Below are 17988 nucleotides of genomic sequence, written 5' to 3'. Positions count from 1 at the left end.
GTGAATTTTAAATGGTTGTAGGAGATTTCGCAATTGAGTTAGATACAGTTGTAATCGGTGCTGGACCTGGTGGCTATGTTGCTGCCATCCGCGCTGCTCAAATGGGACAAAAAGTTGCCATTGTAGAAAAAGAATTTATTGGTGGAGTTTGCTTAAACGTTGGATGTATTCCTTCTAAAGCATTGATCTCTGCTGGTCACAAATACCAAGAGTCATTAGATTCTCAAGTTTTTGGTATCACTACTGAAAATGTAACACTTGATTTCTCAAAAACTCAAGAGTGGAAAAAAACTCAAGTTGTTGACAAATTAACTAAAGGGGTAGAAATGCTTCTTAAAAAGAACAAAGTTGAGATTCTTTACGGAGAAGCTTTCTTCAACGATGAACACACTCTACGTGTAATGGGTGAAGATAGTGCTCAAACTTATTCTTTCAACAATGCTATTGTTGCAACTGGTAGCCGTCCGGTACAAATCCCTGGATTTAAATTCAGCGATCGCGTACTAGATTCTACTGGAGCATTGAACTTGACTGAAGTTCCTAAGAAAATGGCTATCGTTGGTGGTGGTTATATCGGTTCTGAATTAGCTGGAGTTTACGCTAACTTAGGTACTGAAATCACTATTCTTGAAGGTCTTCCTTCAATTCTTAATGGTTTTGATAAAGACATGGTTAAATTAGTTGAGAAAAACTTCAAAAACCGTGGCGTGAACATTGTCACTAAAGCTATGGCTAAAGAAGCAGTAAAAACTGATGATGGCGTAACAGTTAAATACGAAGCTAACGGAAAAGAAGAATCTTTAGACGTTGATTATGTATTAGTAACCGTTGGTCGTCGTCCGAACACTGACGAACTTGGTCTAGAACAAGCTGGCGTAAATATGAGTGATCGTGGCTTGATCGAAGTAGATAACCAAGGACGTACAAATATCGAAAGCATCTTTGCTATTGGTGATGTCGTTCCTGGTCCTGCACTAGCTCACAAAGCTAGTTATGAAGCTAAAATTGCTGCAGAAGCAATCGCTGGTAAAAAAGTTGCTGTTGATTATCGTGCGCTTCCAGCAGTAGCCTTTACTGATCCTGAAATTGCATCTGTTGGTTTAACTGAAGCAGAGGCTAAAGATCAAGGTCTTGACACTAAATCGACTAAATTCACATTAGCTGGAAATGGTCGTGCATTATCTCTTAACGCTACTGAAGGTTTCGTACGTTTAGTAACAACTAAAGAAGATAACGTAATTGTTGGAGCTCAAGTTGCTGGACACAGCGCTTCAGACGTTATTGCTGAACTTGGATTAGCGATTGAAAGTGGAATGAATGCGGAAGATATCGCAATGACTATCCACGGACACCCTTCTCTAGGTGAATCTGTAATGGATGCAGCAGAAGCTGCTCTAGGACTACCAATTCACATGTAAGAATTTACAGTAGATTAAATCGAGTGAGGATTTTCCTCACTCGATTTTTCTTTTTACATAAAATTAGCGACAGCTAAACTTTGATAGAAAACCTAAAAACTTATATAATGAACAGAACGAATAGAAAAGAGGAATTTAAATGTCAGTTATTCAAAAAAGAGACCAATTGATAAAACAATGGATAAAAGAAACTGCTGAAATGATTGAAGAAGCAAAAGAAAAAAGTTTAGAAGTAGAAGAAAAATCAGCAAGAAATGACCTTGTGACAAATATGGACAAGAAAATCGAAGAAGTCTTAACTGATAAAATTAGAAGCCATTTTCCTAATGATCGTATTTGCGGGGAAGAAGGTTTTGGAGATGACCTTGAAGATTTGAAGGGGACTGTCTGGTTTATCGACCCGATTGATGGAACGTTAAACTTTGTTCTTCAACAAGAAAATTTTGCCGTAATGATTGCAGTATATGAAGAAGGCAAAGGTGTGCAAGGATATATCTATAATGTGACAGAAGAGAAACTTTATCACGCTATAAAAGGTCAAGGTGTATTTTGTAATGGCCAACCAGTAAGCACACCTGAGAACAAAAGCTTGTCAGATGGACTGTTGGCTACAAATAGTCAATTAATGACACAAGACGCTTTCAGCGATTATAGAAAAATCGCAGGCCGATCTATGGGTGTCAGAATGTTGGGCTCTGCTGGCTTAGAAGTAACAGAACTCATTAAAGGAAATATTATTGCGTATGTAGCCACTAAATTAAGCCCGTGGGATATTGCACCTGGGAAACTCATGCTGGAAGAATTTGGTTTTAAAATATCAAACTTCTCTGGAGAACCAGTTGATTTATTGAAATCGAACCAGACAATTTTTGCATCACCTAGCGCCTACGACGAAATTGTGACAGCCAATTTGAAATAGTTTAAAAAAACAGTGTATTTTCTGAAAATTACTGTTATAATAAGAAGTGGAAAAAAAGATCCAATGACTTAGCATTTATTCTTGCGTTGGAGTCAAACCAAGAGTAAGTGTCTTTTTGTGTGAAAATCTGTTAAAACTTTTATAGAAGTTTTATTTGACTGAATATGAAATTTTGGATTCTAAAGATTTGTAGTTTAAAAATGATAAAGTCTCACCGTAGTTATTAAGGAGTGAATGATTAAATGGAAATTAGAAATGATATTCGTAATATTGCAATTATTGCCCACGTCGACCATGGTAAAACAACACTGGTTGATGAATTAATGAAACAGTCAGATACACTGGAAGCTCACAACAAGTTTAGTGAACGTGCAATGGATTCAAACGATCTTGAAAAAGAACGCGGAATCACAATTCTTGCTAAGAACACGGCTGTTAAATACCAAGATACTCAAATCAACATCTTGGATACACCTGGTCACGCCGATTTCGGTGGTGAAGTTGAGCGTATCATGAAAATGGTTGATGGTGTAATTTTGGTTGTTGATGCATATGAAGGTACGATGCCACAAACGCGTTTCGTATTGAAAAAAGCATTAGAACAAAAATTACGTCCAATCGTTGTTGTAAACAAAATTGACAAGCCTTCTGCTCGTCCTAAAGAAGTTTTGGATGAAGTATTAGATTTATTGATTGAGTTGGATGCAGACGAAGAACAATTAGAATTTCCGGTAATCTATGCTTCAGCATTGAACGGAACTTCAAGCTTCTCTGACAACCCAGACGATCAAGAAAACACAATGAACCCAGTATTTGAAACAATTGTTTCTGAGATTCCTGCACCTGTGGATAACAGTAACGAGCCATTACAATTCCAAGTTTCTTTATTAGACTATAACGACTATGTTGGACGTATTGGTATCGGACGTGTATTCCGCGGTACAATCAAAGTTGGAGACAACGTAACATTAAGTAAATTAGATGGATCAACTAAAAACTTCCGTGTAACAAAACTATTTGGTTTCTTCGGTTTAGGCCGTGTGGAAATTCAGTCAGCTAAAGCTGGTGACTTGATTGCAGTATCTGGTTTTGAAGACATCTTCGTTGGAGAGACCGTTACACCTGTTGACCATGTAGATCCACTACCAATCTTACGTATCGATGAGCCAACATTACAAATGACTTTCTTAGTAAACAACTCTCCTTTTGCAGGTCGCGAAGGTAAATGGGTTACTTCGAGCAAGTTAAATGAAAGATTGAATATGGAATTACAGACAGATGTTTCTTTAAGAATCGATCCGACTGACTCTCCAGATGCATGGATTGTTTCAGGTCGTGGAGAGTTACACTTGTCTATCTTGATTGAAAACCTACGTCGTGAAGGATACGAATTACAAGTGTCTCGTCCGGAAGTAATCATCAAAGAAATCAACGGTAAAAAACACGAGCCGTTTGAGCGTGTTCAAATTGATACCCCAGAAGAATATATGGGATCAATTATTGAAAACCTTGGACAACGTAAGGCTGAAATGAAAGATATGGTCCACACTGGAAATGGTCAAGTACGCTTGATTTTCTCTGCCCCTGCACGTGGTCTAATCGGATTTACAACGGAGTTCCTTTCTATGACTCGTGGATATGGTATCTTAAACCATACATTCGATGAATATTTACCAATGGTTGCCGGTGGAGCTGGAGAGCGCCGTCAAGGAGCACTAGTATCTATGGAAAATGGTTCTGCTACAACATACGGTATCATGAACTTAGAAGACCGTGGTGTCATCTTTGTTGAACCAACAACTGAAGTATATGCTGGAATGATTGTTGGACAACATAACCGTGATAATGACCTTTCTGTTAACGTAGTTAGAGAAAAACAAAAAACAAATATCCGTTCTGCGAATAAAGATCAGACAAACGTTATCAAACGTCCTCGTATCTTAACGCTTGAAGAATCATTAGAATTCTTGGCTGAAGATGAGTATTGTGAAGTAACACCTGAATCTATTCGTTTACGTAAAAAAATACTAGATAAAAACTTGAGAGAAAAATCTGGTAAAAAATCTAAGTAATTTATCTAAGTCAGTAGCAGTTGCTACTGACTTTTTTATTGAACATAATTAAATGAATAGTTGTCTCAAAGCGCTTTTATGCTATACTATTATTAGCAATGATTACCAAAGGGGGCTACAGAGTGGATCGTCTGCGAAATGCACTTGCTAAAGATATTTTAATGGAAGACGCTAGTAAGATTTCTACTTTGATCGAAAATCAAAAACACTTATGTGTGGCATGCCCTGCTTTTGAAGAGGTTATTGATACACAAATGTTTGGGTTCTCAAAAAAAATTGAATTTGCATCCTCTATGGGGATATTAGATGAAGAAGAAGGTCAGCTCATGTTGAGTGAACTGGAGAAACATCTGAATGATCTAATCAATGAAGCTTACGACGAATTAAAAGAATGAGAAAAAGAAAATACTAAAATCCTCTCATATTGAGTGGATTTTTTTGTTATAATAGGTGAAATCAATCGTTTCGAGGAGAGAATTAAATGTTAGAAGACCAAAATGAAAGATCCTGTTTAGTCGTATGGGTCTATACAACCAAATATATCAATAAATTGAAACGATATGGATTAGTCCATTATGTCTCAAAAAAAATGAATTATGCTATTTTGTATATAGATAAAAAGGATAAAGAGTCTGTTCAACAAAATCTTTCCAAGCAACATTTTGTAAAAAAAGTTGAAGAATCTTATCAATGTGAAATGCCTAAGACATTTGACGGCGTACTTGATGAAGTTCGAGTACTCGCAGCTCAAAGAAAAAAAGAAGATGAAAGTAAAGAAATTTCTATATTTAATCAGCTTTCTTCTGGCTGGAACTGAGGTTAAAAATGAGAGTGATATCTGGAGAATATGGTGGTCGCCCTTTAAAAGCAGTACCAGGAACGACTACTAGACCAACAACCGATAAAATCAAAGAATCTGTATTTCACATGATTGGTCCTTATTTTGATGGAGGAACCGTACTAGATTTGTATGCTGGAAGTGGTTCTCTTGGAATAGAAGCTGTATCAAGAGGCATGGATCGGGCGATTTTAGTAGATTCTAATTTCAAAGCAATCAAGGTTATTCAAGAGAATGTCGAGATGACAAAAGAACCTGAAAAATTCACAGTTTTGAAGAAAAAAGATCGTCAAGCCATAGTAGAATTAGAAACAGCCGAGCGATCATTTGAATTGGTCATCCTGGATCCCCCATATGCACTGCAAGAAATTAAAGAGGTTGTTAAAGATCTTGAAAACAGAAAACTGATTGGCTCAACTTCAATGATTTTATGTGAAACAGATAAAAACACTATTTTACCTGAATCTATAGGATCTTTCAGTACAACAAAACAAAAAATCTATGGGTCAACAAGAATCACCGTTTATAGAGGAGGCCATGAGTGAGTATGAAGGCTCTATATGCAGGTAGTTTTGACCCATTTACGAATGGACATTTAGATATCGTCAAACGAACATCTACGCTATTCGATGAAGTCATTATTGCTGTTAGCGAAAATATTTCAAAACAACCTTTATTTGATGTTGATCAAAGAATGCAGATGATCATTGATTCACTTGAATCTCAATTACCAAACTCAAATGTGAGGGTGTTGAAACATAAGGGTGGTCTAACAATTGATCTGGCAGAAGAGTTAGAAGTCAAAGCCATGATTAGGGGTATCCGTTCTATTAAAGATATGGAATACGAGATGGATATTGCTTCAATGAATAAAACTCAAAACAAAGATATTGAAACAGTTTTCTTAATGTCAGATGAACAGTATCGCTTTGTCAGTTCTTCTTTGATTAAGGAAGTTGCAAAGTTTCAAGGAAACATCCATGGATTGGTTCCTGAAAACGTAGAAAAACAGATAAAGCAAAAGAATAGGTAACTAGGAAAGCAGGGAAAGTGATTGAAAAAGATACCTTTATGGATAAAACTTGTCGTGATACTAGGATTCGGCTATTTATTTTTTTTAAGGCCTATTCCTTATTATATTGAAAGACCGGGTGGCGCTTTAGATCTCAATCCCGTAGTAGAAGTTGAAGGAGCCTATTCTGAAGAACCGGGTAAATTCATGATGACGACGGTTGAAATTCTTCAAGCTACGCCTTTTTCTTACCTATTCCAGTTTTTGCCCTATAATGATGTCGTCACCGAAGCAGAACTTTTTGGAGAAATAGATGACTACGAAGCGTACAACAGATTGCAGAAGTACTATATGGATAGTTCAGTTCATTCAGCAGTGGTTGCTGCATTTGATGCTGCAGAGCTACCTTATGATCTGACCTATAACGGTGTTTATGTTATGAGTGTAACTGAAAACTCAAACTTCTCGTCATCTCTTCAAATGGGAGATACGATTACTTCTGTGGATGAGCTAGAATTTGAAAATACAGACCAATTTATGGACTATATTAAATCTAAAGATGTGGGCAATACCGTTACAATTCATTACGAACGTGATGGCGTAGAGAATGTATCTGAAGGACAGTTGATTGAGTTAGAAGAAACTGGAGAACCAGGTATTGGAATTTCTTTAGTTGATCAGTCTACCGTCGTAACAGATCCGGAAGTGACCATTCATTCCGGTCAAATAGGCGGGCCTTCTGCTGGATTAATGTATTCTCTACAAATTTATTCAATGATTACGGACTCTGATTTGAGAGAGGGACAAACCATTGCAGGAACGGGAACCATTTCAGATGATGGAACTGTTGGACCTATTGGTGGAATTGATAAAAAGGTCGTTGCTGCTGATAAAGAAGGCGCAACTGTTTTCTTCGCTCCAGATGATGAACTGTCTGCTGAACTGAAGGAAGACTACCCTGATTATAAAACAAATTATGAAGTCGCTGTAGAAGCTGCAGAAGATATTGATACAGATATGGTAATCGTACCAGTTAAAACGTTTAGCGATGCCGTCGAATATCTGGAAAATTTGAGTCCTGTAGCTCATTTGTCTTCTGATAAAGACCTAGTTCATTTAATTGCTGCATAAATTATTCAAATAAGGAGATCAGGTGAAAAACTTGATCTCCTTATTTTTTTGTTCATTAGTTTTATAAAAGTAAAACAGTATATATAATAGAAGGTCAAAATGGAGGAGAGGATAAATGGAAAAGCTCATCTATTGGTTAAAAAATCAGCCGCCGTTAACCTACTATATCGTATGTTTTACTTTTGTCATTCTAGGACTGTTTTTATTCTTAGTGTTTGCTGTAAATAAACCTGAGACATTTGTAGAAGAAGAATTAACAGAACTATTTTCTGATACAAGTATTTCAGCAGAAGAAACCTTTAATGATGAGGCAGAAGAAAACATTAGTGAATCATCAGAGCTTATTATTGAGCTCAAAGGACAAATAGTCAATCCGGGTGTCTATACTTTAAAAGAAGGCGCGCGATTAGGAGAGGCGATTATAGAAGCAGGAGGCGTAACAGAAAAGGCGGATGATCGAACGATCAACAGAGCGCTTGTGCTTGTTGATCAGATGATGGTCTATATACCAGCAATCGGTGAAGAAGAGTTTACAAACATTGACACCGGAGTGAATAATGAAACTCAAAAAAATAAAGTAAATATCAATACTGCTGACCAAGTAGAATTAACACAGCTCAACGGAATTGGAGACTCTAGAGCGCAGTCAATCGTCCATTACCGGGAAGAAAATGGTCGATTCAAGACGATTGAAGAAATAAAGAATATATCGGGTATTGGAGAAAAAATATTTGAATCTATAAAAGAAGATATTGTGGTAGATTAACCTTTGAGTGATTGATATGCAAAATACTCTCTTGTATACTATATAGACGTAGGAACGCATTATTGGTTTTAAAACCAGTAAAGATTGTGAGGAAAAAAGATGACAGATAGAATCCCATGGAATCAATATTTCATGTCACAGAGTATGTTGCTAGCTATGAGAAGTACTTGTACCAGACTATCCGTAGGTGCCACCATTGTTAGAGAAAAGAGGGTTATTTCGGGTGGCTACAACGGCTCTGTAAGTGGAGACGTACACTGTATTGAACATGGATGTTATGTAGTAGATGGACACTGTGTAAGAACAGTTCATGCCGAAATTAATGCTATTTTACAATGCTCTAAATTTGGTGTTAAGACAGAGGGTTCCGATATCTATGTGACGCACTTTCCATGTTTACAGTGTACGAAAACGATTATACAAGCAGGTATTCAAAAGATATATTATTTGAGAGATTACCACAATAATGATTATGCTTTGAAACTTTTGGAGCATGCTAAAATTGATGTCGAACAGGTAGATGTTCCAAGTGACTTGTTTCAAAATATAGGGCATCTTTATAATTCAGATTCAAAACCCGATCATACGCTTTCATAAAACTTGAAATAAAAGGTTTTCTAATCTTTCCGGCCGTACTTTCGTTAGCAATGATAACGATGGTCTTAGAAAACTTTTCGGCGCTGTATGTGGCAGTAGTAATAGTCGTCATTATACGCTTGATTATGACCAGAAATGGTCAAATTCTGGTCATTTCGGTGTTTGTCGCGTTAATGCTCTGTAGTTTGATTATGGTAAAGACACATAACGAAAAAACATGGTTAAATAAAGATATACAAACGATTCGTGTGCTCATCAAAAAAAGCACTGTTGATATTGATGGGGATCGACTTAGATTTACGGGTTTGGTTCATCTAGATAATGAGCGTGCTGAGGAAGTGATCATTACCTATAAAATCCAGTCGGAAGCAGAGAAGAGTGACTTTTTAACAAATTCTTTCTCTGATTATGTTGAACTGACTGGTTCATTATCAAAACCAAATCAAGCGCGAAATTTTAATCAGTTCGATTATAGAAAATATTTATACAGAAACCAAATTTATTGGATTTTTCAAGCAGATACTATAGAAAAACTACCTGAAGAAAAGACTGGTATGCCTTTTTCATATCGAGTGGATAGAGTAAGAACAGATTTCTTGAAATTTCTTGATCAGATTCTATCCGGTAAAACGAGTACCTATGTAAAAACGTTGCTTTTTGCAGACAAGAGAGCAATGTCCGAATCCACTTTGGAAAACTATCGAAATCTAGGTGTGATTCATCTTTTAAGTATATCAGGGTTGCATATCCAATTTATGATTGCCTTAATAAGAAATGGTTTACTAAAATGCGGATTAACAAAAGAGACAACAGCTATCTGGCTACTCGTATTCTTGCCCATTTATGGATATCTTTCTGGATTTGGAGTCAGTGTGTTTCGAGCCATTGTACAAGCTTTGATTGCTACAGTGTTTACACTACTAAAGCATCCATCGTCGTCACTGGATAATTGGGCATTAACATTGATGTTGGCAATACTGATTGATCCTTATCAAATTTATTCTGCTGGTTTTCAGTTAAGTTATCTACTGAGTTGTCTGTTGATTTTACTTTCAAATCAGAAAAATATTCAGTCGATGTCACCCTTAAAGCAAATGATTGTATTGAACTGCACGCTCTCAATTGTGAGTATTCCAGTACTATCTTTTCATTTCTTTGAATTTTCTTGGATTGTTATTCTACTGAATTTCTTTTTTATTCCACTATTCTCTTATTTGCTGTTGCCGTTATTGGTGAGTTTGTTTATTGTGGGTATCTTAATCAGTAAGTGGACATTATTTGAGTGGATTAATACTATTTCAGATCAATTACTGAGTGGCATAGAACTAGGTGTCAAACTTTTGAGCGAAAGCTATGATTTTTCTTTTGTAGTCGGTAGACTGTCAGTAGTCGGCATGATTTTTTTAAGCTTAGGTATCATAATGTTGTTGATCTCTTTAGAAAAAAATAGAGGTTATAGTAAGAAGGGTATGATCCTAGTTGGATGTCTTTTGTTTTTTGTAGGATTATTTTCAGAACAATTGTCGCCTGTTGGCAAAGTTATGATGATAGACATTGGTCAAGGAGATGCACTGTTGATCAAACAGCCATTTGGTAAAGGCAATTATTTGATTGACACTGGTGGACTAGTGGAATGGAAATCAGTAGAAGAGTGGAGAAAAAAAGAAACACCTTTTGCAGTAGGGGAAGATATTGTCTTACCGACTATAAAATCGCAAGGTGTAAACAGACTTCATCAAATTTATCTTTCACATGCTGATGCTGACCATATTGGAGCTCTTGAAGAAATCATTCAAGATATACAGACACAAGAAATTTTAGCTACTCAGTCGACCTTTTTGGATCCATCACTTGAAGCATTGATGCCAGAGTTCAAAAAACGAAAGATTCAACTCACTGTTTTAAGTAGGGACCTAGAAAGTGCCTTGGGTCCTGGGTTGAAAGTCATTTATCCGGATCATAATATAAATGTAAAAGAAAATCAAAATAAAAACGAGGCTTCATTGGTCTTGTATGGTAAAATCGGTCGATACAGGTGGTTATTCACAGGAGATCTTGAAGCGAACGGAGAAGATGAACTTATCCGAACTTATCCAAACTTAACAGTGGATATTTTGAAGGTAGCTCACCATGGAAGTTTGACTTCTTCACAAGAAACTTTTTTAGATTCTTTGGAACCGAAAATAGGGTGGATTTCGAGCGGTGTGAACAACGTCTATGGACATCCAAACCCTGAAGTGTTGAATCGATTAGAAGATAGAGCAATCGATTTTTACAGAACAGACCTAAAAGGAGCCGTCCTGTACGAATATTATGCTTTCCCCTTTATTAACCTTAATGATGATCGTATGATACAAGTAATACCTCATCATGATGATACAAATTAGTGAGGAGCTCAGGATGATTGAGTTAAAAAAACAAATCAAAGCAATAGAAAATAAAACATACTCAGCCGTTTATCTGGTTCAGGGAACGGAACAATATCTAAGTGAGAAGGTGAAATTTGCGTTTATCAATTCAGTATTGGATGATGAAGTTTCTGAGTTCAATTTTGGCCAGTTCGATATGAGAGAAACAACGATTGATGTAGCTTTACAGGAGGCTGAATCCTTTCCATTCTTTGGAGATAAAAGGCTTGTCTTTGTACAGTCTCCTTATTTCTTAACTGGTAAAACGATAACCAATGGCCCCGATCACGATATGAGTTATCTTGAATCCTATCTAGGAAATCCATCTGATTTTTCAGTACTAGTTATATTTGCAGCTTATGAAAAACTGGATAAACGAAAAAAAATAACTAAAACCCTGCTGAAGCAAGCTGAAATCATCAATATTGAGCCGCTAAATGAAAAATCCGTTTACGATCTTGTGAAGTCTACATGTGAGACTGAAGGATATTCTATTGATTCGGATGCACTAGATAAACTGATTCAGCTCACTGATCGGAATCTTTCCAAAAGTATGACTGAATTAGATAAACTGATGATTTATCATCATCAAGATAAACAGATCAACTTATCTACGGTGGAGCAACTAGTTCCTAAAACACTTGAACAGAACATTTTTGAATTAAATGATTTGGTGCTGAGTAAAAAGGTTCAGGAGTCCGTTGAACTTTATCAGGATCTGTTGACGCAAAAAGAAGACCCAATTAAAATAATAGCGTTGATGATCGGTCAATTTCGATTGTTACTTCAAGTGAAAATTTTGAGAAGAAAAGGTTACCAGCAAGCTGACATTGCAAAAATCTTAAAAGTACATCCTTTCAGGGTGAAACTTGCACTGCAAAAAGAAAAGAAATTTGAACAGAAGATACTCTCTAAAGCCCATCACCATCTTATAGATGCAGACTATTTAATCAAATCAGGTAAAGTAAATCCAGAGCTTCAAGTTGAACTATTTATTTTGAAATTTTCTGATGATCAGTCACATTTACAAGTAAACTAAATAAGTTTCTGCATGAAATATTGCAAAAACGATTCGTATCATGTAGAATGGAGAATGTTGAAAAACAACTGAATAGAGAAGGTTTCATTCGATGAAAAACGAACAGAAATGTACGTTTTATAGTGAATGAACTGGATTTAAAGAAATTTTATAAAGGAGTGTTTTCAGAATGCCAAATATGGTACAAGCTATTAAACGTCAGCGTCAAGATACTAAAAAGAATGCTAACAACGTTGCGCAAGTGTCAGCTATGCGTAGCACTAAGAAAAAATATTTAACTGCGGTTGAAGCTGGACAAGATAACTCAGCTGAATTATTTAAAACAGCTGCTAAAGCTATCGACCAAGCAGCGTCTAAAGGATTAATCCACAAGAATAAAGCTGCTCGCGACAAGTCTCGTTTATCTAAAAAATTAGGTTAATGACCTTAAGTTCGTATAAAAAGTTCTTCTTTCAGACATCAGTCTAAAGGAGAACTTTTTTTGACCTTTTGTGGTATTATTATTAATACGAATGTATGTTTAGGTTTAGGAGGAAATAAAGAATGTCTGAGAATCAATTTAAGTTACAATCTGTCTATGAGCCAAGTGGAGATCAGCCAGAGGCAATCAAAAAACTCGTTAAAGGAATCAAAGAAGGTCAGAAAGAACAAGTCTTACTAGGGGCTACGGGTACTGGAAAAACATTTACGATGTCGAACGTTATCCAGCAAGTCAATAAACCGACTCTTGTTATTGCACACAACAAGACACTTGCGGGACAATTATATTCAGAATTCAAAGAGTTCTTTCCTGACAATGCGGTAGAATACTTTGTAAGTTATTATGATTATTATCAACCAGAAGCTTATGTCCCTTCAACCGATACATTTATTGAAAAAGATGCATCAGTAAACGATGAAATAGATAAATTAAGACATTCGGCTACTAGTTCACTATTAGAAAGAAGAGACGTGATCGTAGTTGCTTCTGTTTCTTGTATCTATGGACTTGTAAATCCCAAAGATTACGCAGAACATGTATTGTCTCTTAGATCAGGCATGGAGATCAGCCGAGATGCTGTACTCAGAAGATTAGTTGATATGCAATTCGAAAGAAATGATATCGACTTTCAACGAGGTAGATTCCGTGCTCGAGGAGATATTGTTGAGATATTCTTAGCTTCTAGAGAAAGTGAAGCGATCAGAGTCGAATTTTTCGGAGATGAAATTGAACGGATAAGAGAAGTGGATGTACTAACAGGAGAGGTTAAAGCAGATCTTTCACATGTGGCTGTTTTCCCAGCTACCCACTTTGTTTCAAATGACGAACAGACGAGATCAGCAATCGAGTCCATAAAAGATGAATTAGGTGGAAGACTAGAAGAGCTGAAAGAAGATAACAAGTTACTTGAAGAACAGCGTTTAGAGCAGCGGACGAATTATGATATTGAAATGCTGATGGAAATGGGTTATTGTTCAGGGATTGAGAATTATTCTAGACATATGGATGGAAGAAAGCCGGGAGAGTCTCCGTATACATTACTTGATTTCTTTCCAAAAGATTCACTTTTCATCGTGGATGAGTCTCATATTTCAATGCCGCAGATTCGAGGCATGTATAATGGAGACCGTGCAAGGAAACAACAACTTGTAGAACACGGCTTCAGATTGCCAAGTGCATTGGATAACAGACCGCTTCGTCTGGAAGAGTTTGAAGAAAGAGTTCCTCAAATTACCTATATCTCTGCCACACCAGCAGATTATGAAATGGAACGGTCAACTCAAATTGTTGAGCAAATTATCCGACCTACAGGACTTCTTGATCCAATTATTGAGATCAGACCGATCAAAGGACAGATCGATGACTTAATTGAAGAGATCAATCTACGAATAGAAAGAAATGAAAGAGTCTTTATTACGACACTAACGAAGAAAATGTCTGAAGATTTGACCGACTATCTAAAAGAAGTTGGGATCAAAGTTCAGTACCTTCACAGTGATATCAAGACCCTCGAGCGAACACAAATTATCAGAGATTTGCGTATAGGTAAATTTGACGTACTAATCGGAATCAACTTGCTTCGAGAGGGGTTAGATGTACCAGAAGTTTCAATGGTTGCGATCCTTGACGCAGATAAAGAAGGTTTCCTTAGAAGTACGCGTTCTTTGATACAGACAATGGGACGTGCTGCGCGTAATGAGAATGGTCGAGTCATCTTGTATGCTGATAAACGAACAGACTCAATGAATAGAGCGATTGAAGAAACTGAGCGTAGACGTGAAATTCAAGAAGAATATAACCGTGTTCATGGGATTACCCCAATGACGATCAAGAAAGAAGTACGAGATCTTATCAAGATTTCTACAATTATCGAAGACGGGGAAGACTTGACAGAAGATACGTTCAAACAACTTTCGAGAGAAGAAAGAAGAGAACTAATCGAGACAATGGAACTCGAAATGAAACAAGCTGCGAAAGAGCTGGACTTCGAGAAAGCAGCTCAGCTTCGTGATGTGGTTCTGGAAATTAAAACGAAATTTCCTAAGTGATCAACAGAAGACTGTTGACTTTTGTTTAAAAGACCTGTAGAGTAAATGAAAAGTTAATAGATATCCTTTAACAAGTAGTCCTGTGAGGCTAATAAGGAGCAGAATTTTCATTGAGAGCAGTAGTTATAAGCTTTTAGTGGAGATTCACAGGTGAAGTGTATCTTCATCTTTAAACCTAACAAATCATTAGGAAGCTCTCTTATCGCACAAGGATAAGAGAGCTTTTTTGTCTGTTGGCGTTCATATGTTGCTTCGATTCGGATCATTAACGAAAAGTAAAAACAAATTTGGAGGAGTCAATATGCAGAACAGTCAGGAAATAGAAGTAATCAATGAAGTCGCAATCAAAAGAGCTTTGACGAGAATTACTTACGAAATCATTGAAAAAAATAAGGGAATTGACAACTTAGTTCTTCTTGGTGTAAAAACAAGAGGCGTATTCCTCGCTCAACGCATTGCTCAAAGAATTGAACAATTAGAAGGACATAAAGTTGAAATCGGAGAGTTAGATATTTCTAATTACCGTGATGATCATAAAAATGAAACAACGACCATTCCGGCACCGGATATTGCTACTTCGATCGAAAACAAGCAAGTCGTAATTGTAGACGATGTGTTATATACAGGTCGTACAATACGTGCAGCATTAGATGCAGTTATTGATAGCGGTAGACCGAAAAGAATTTATCTTGCTGTGTTGATTGACCGTGGACATAGAGAGTTACCGATAAGAGCCGATTTTGTAGGGAAAAATATTCCAACCGCTAACGATGAGTCAATTCAAGTCTGTTTAAAAGAAGTCGATGACAAAGATACTGTTACAATCATCAAACCAACTAAATCATAAGTGAACTTTAAAAAGTAGTCCAGAGAGGCACTAAAGGTCACTGAGGAATCCATTAGAAGGATTGAAGAAGCTATCACACTTGTGAAAGATTCTTTACCAGATTAATGGAAGCAGACTATCCTCAGACCTGACGCGCATCTGGCTCAGGTCTTTTTTTGTAAATAAAATCAAAAAAGAGAGGAACTTGAAAATGAAAAATGGGGTGCAACAACTTAAACGTAGACATTTTATTACCTTAAATGATTTTACACCCGATCAGATTCAGACACTGATTGATCATTCATTAAAATTTAAACAGGGTCAGATGACTGCCCAATTTCATGATCGTTATGCAGTGAATCTTTTTTTTGAAGACAGTACACGCACACATAAGAGCTTTGAAATGGCAGAGAGAAAATCAAGCATACAAGTTTTAGAATTTTCTCCTGAAAATAGTAGCCTAAAAAAAGGCGAAACTTTATATGATACTGTAAAAACGTTTGAAGCGATTGGGGTAGATCTTATCGTGATCAGACATGGACAAGAAGCTTTTTACGAAGAACTGATTAGTATACCTAACTTGAGGTGTTCGATTGTGAATGGTGGAGATGGAGCCGGTCAGCATCCAAGCCAATCGCTTTTAGATTTAATGACTATCTATGAAGAATTCAAAACGTTTCAGGACTTGAAGATAGCGATTGCTGGAGACATAAGACATTCCAGAGTAGCAAAAAGTAACGCGCAAATACTGAATAAACTAGGTGCTAAAGTTTACTTTACAGGCCCAGCAGAGTGGATGGATGAGTCACTTCATGCATATGGAACTTATGTAGAAATGGATGAGCTCATCGACAAAGTAGATGTTTTGATGTTACTTAGAGTACAACACGAACGGCATAGCAATCATGGACAAGTTTTTTCTAAAGAGGGTTACTTAAAAGAATATGGATTAACTAAGGAACGTGAAAGACGAATGAATGAAAACTCAATCATCATGCATCCGGCACCAGTAAATAGAGGTGTAGAGATTGCAACAGAATTAGTTGAGTGCCAACGTTCAAGGATTTTCAAGCAAATGGAAAATGGTGTTTACGCTAGAATGGCCATTATCGATTCACTACTGAACGAATATTAGGAGGATACAATGACACTACTGATAAAAAATGCGCATACCTTGATAGGTCACTCAAAGCAGATTCAAGATATTTTGATTGAAGGCGGGAAAATAAAAGAAATAGGAGACCAACTCTCGTCTGATGGGGGAGAAGTCATTGACGTTCAAGAAAAGCTGGTTGTACCAGGTCTGATAGATGTACATGTTCACCTTAGAGAACCTGGATTTGAATATAAAGAAACGATTGAAACAGGATCGGCTGCAGCTGCTCGAGGAGGATTTACAACGATCTGTGCAATGCCTAATGTAAACCCAGCTCCAGATACTCCTGAAAAGATGCAGAGAATACAACAGTTGATTAAAGACACAGCACTAGTAAATGTAAAGCAGTATGCGCCTATCACAGAATTGCTGACAAGTGAGACCCTTACAGATCAAGAGGCTTTAATAGAAGCAGGCGCTTTTGCCTTTACAAATGATGGCGTAGGCGTTCAATCAGCAGCAACCATGTATAAAGCAATGAAAGAAGCTGCTAGAAATCATGTTGCAATCGTTGCTCATACAGAAGACGATTCGTTACTATTTGGTGGCGGTGTGATGCACGAAGGGATTCGAAACAAAGAATTGAACTTACCCGGAATGAGCCAACTAACGGAGTCCACTCAGATTGCTCGGGATGTGCTTTTAGCAGAAGCAACAGGTGTTCACTATCATATTTGCCATGTATCAGCAAAGGAAAGCGTCAGAGTTATTAGAGAAGCTAAAAGAGCTGGAATCAATGTTACAGCCGAAGTTACACCACATCATTTACTACTATCAGAACAAGACATTCCGTCAGACAATACGCTGTATAAAATGAATCCACCACTTAGAGGCAAAGACGATCAAGAAGCTCTTTTGGAAGGCTTACTCGATGGGACAATTGACATAATCGCAACAGATCACGCTCCGCATAGTAAAGACGAGAAAAAAGGGTCAATGATTGGATCACCATTTGGAATTATCGGCAGTGAAACAGCCTTTTCATTACTCTACACTCATCTAGTTAAAACGCATAAAATCACACTTGAACAGCTGATTGACTGGATGACGATAAAACCTGCAGAAGTATTTGGTTTTAAAGTCGGTAGACTAGCGGTTGGTTCTCCGGCAGATATTGCTTGTTTTGATTTAGAAAATAAAACGAAGATTTCAAAAGAGACGATAAGATCTAAATCGTCTAACACACCATTTATTGGTTGGGACATCGCTGGAGATACGTATCTAACGATTGTAAATGGAAAAGTTGTATACCAGGAGGGAATCTAGTTGAAAAAAAG

At 36.9% G+C, this 17988-nt stretch carries 17 protein-coding genes; all 17 read left to right on the top strand.

What is annotated here, in order from left to right; translation table 11 throughout:
- Positions 1-11 precede the first annotated feature (11 nt).
- The 17 genes from lpdA (at position 12) to VXN63_RS03220 (ending at position 17977) form a co-directional block, all read left to right on the top strand.
- Entirely contained in the window at positions 12-1418 is a 1407-nt protein-coding gene (gene lpdA, locus VXN63_RS03300; RefSeq protein WP_327756521.1) for a dihydrolipoyl dehydrogenase, read from the top strand.
- 139 nt (positions 1419-1557) lie between these two features.
- Complete coding sequence (locus tag VXN63_RS03295; RefSeq protein WP_327756520.1) at positions 1558-2337, top strand: inositol monophosphatase family protein; 780 nt, start codon at positions 1558-1560, stop codon at positions 2335-2337.
- Between the two features lie 242 nt (positions 2338-2579).
- Complete coding sequence (gene typA / locus VXN63_RS03290; protein ID WP_327756519.1) at positions 2580-4409, top strand: translational GTPase TypA; 1830 nt, start codon at positions 2580-2582, stop codon at positions 4407-4409.
- A gap of 122 nt (positions 4410-4531) precedes the next feature.
- Positions 4532-4804: a DUF1507 family protein gene (locus VXN63_RS03285; protein WP_442915287.1), complete on the top strand. Its 273-nt coding sequence runs from the start codon at positions 4532-4534 to the stop codon at positions 4802-4804.
- Between the two features lie 86 nt (positions 4805-4890).
- A complete protein-coding gene (locus VXN63_RS03280) occupies positions 4891-5226 on the top strand; it encodes a YlbG family protein (RefSeq protein WP_225744261.1) in 336 nt (111 codons plus the stop codon).
- Positions 5227-5234: 8 nt separating this feature from the next.
- The gene (gene rsmD, locus VXN63_RS03275) at positions 5235-5792 is read left to right on the top strand and encodes a 16S rRNA (guanine(966)-N(2))-methyltransferase RsmD (protein WP_327756517.1); all 558 of its coding nucleotides are present in this window, start codon (positions 5235-5237) and stop codon (positions 5790-5792) included.
- Positions 5793-5794: 2 nt separating this feature from the next.
- Complete coding sequence (gene coaD / locus VXN63_RS03270) at positions 5795-6280, top strand: pantetheine-phosphate adenylyltransferase (RefSeq protein WP_327756634.1); 486 nt, start codon at positions 5795-5797, stop codon at positions 6278-6280.
- Positions 6281-6301: 21 nt separating this feature from the next.
- Positions 6302-7390 carry a SepM family pheromone-processing serine protease gene (locus VXN63_RS03265; protein ID WP_327756516.1) on the top strand — a complete coding sequence of 363 codons (1089 nt, stop codon included), beginning with the start codon at positions 6302-6304 and terminating at the stop codon, positions 7388-7390.
- Between the two features lie 115 nt (positions 7391-7505).
- Positions 7506-8156, top strand: coding sequence for a helix-hairpin-helix domain-containing protein (locus VXN63_RS03260; protein ID WP_327756515.1), 651 nt, complete (start codon positions 7506-7508; stop codon positions 8154-8156).
- A 99-nt stretch (positions 8157-8255) separates the two neighbouring features.
- On the top strand, positions 8256-8753 hold the full coding sequence (locus tag VXN63_RS03255) for a ComE operon protein 2 (protein ID WP_327756514.1): 498 nt from the start codon (positions 8256-8258) through the stop codon (positions 8751-8753).
- A gap of 59 nt (positions 8754-8812) precedes the next feature.
- A complete protein-coding gene (locus tag VXN63_RS03250) occupies positions 8813-11140 on the top strand; it encodes a DNA internalization-related competence protein ComEC/Rec2 (RefSeq protein ID WP_327756513.1) in 2328 nt (775 codons plus the stop codon).
- A 13-nt stretch (positions 11141-11153) separates the two neighbouring features.
- The gene (gene holA, locus VXN63_RS03245) at positions 11154-12200 is read left to right on the top strand and encodes a DNA polymerase III subunit delta (RefSeq protein WP_327756512.1); all 1047 of its coding nucleotides are present in this window, start codon (positions 11154-11156) and stop codon (positions 12198-12200) included.
- Between the two features lie 169 nt (positions 12201-12369).
- Positions 12370-12621, top strand: a complete 252-nt coding sequence (gene rpsT / locus VXN63_RS03240; protein WP_327756511.1) for a 30S ribosomal protein S20 — start codon at positions 12370-12372, stop codon at positions 12619-12621.
- A 122-nt stretch (positions 12622-12743) separates the two neighbouring features.
- On the top strand, positions 12744-14729 hold the full coding sequence (gene uvrB, locus VXN63_RS03235; RefSeq protein WP_327756510.1) for an excinuclease ABC subunit UvrB: 1986 nt from the start codon (positions 12744-12746) through the stop codon (positions 14727-14729).
- A 301-nt stretch (positions 14730-15030) separates the two neighbouring features.
- Complete coding sequence (pyrR, locus tag VXN63_RS03230; RefSeq protein WP_327756509.1) at positions 15031-15576, top strand: bifunctional pyr operon transcriptional regulator/uracil phosphoribosyltransferase PyrR; 546 nt, start codon at positions 15031-15033, stop codon at positions 15574-15576.
- Between the two features lie 190 nt (positions 15577-15766).
- Complete coding sequence (locus tag VXN63_RS03225) at positions 15767-16690, top strand: aspartate carbamoyltransferase catalytic subunit (protein ID WP_327756508.1); 924 nt, start codon at positions 15767-15769, stop codon at positions 16688-16690.
- Between the two features lie 9 nt (positions 16691-16699).
- Positions 16700-17977 (top strand): dihydroorotase, encoded by a 1278-nt coding sequence (locus tag VXN63_RS03220; RefSeq protein ID WP_327756507.1) that lies wholly within the window; start codon positions 16700-16702, stop codon positions 17975-17977.
- The last annotated feature ends 11 nt before the right edge of the window (positions 17978-17988 follow it).

Source organism: Marinilactibacillus sp. XAAS-LB27, from assembly GCF_036039175.1.
Taxonomy (GTDB): Bacteria; Bacillota; Bacilli; order Lactobacillales; family Carnobacteriaceae_A; genus Marinilactibacillus.
The sequence above is the reverse complement of the archived record's forward strand: the minus strand, read 5'-3'. Positions and strand labels throughout refer to the sequence as shown.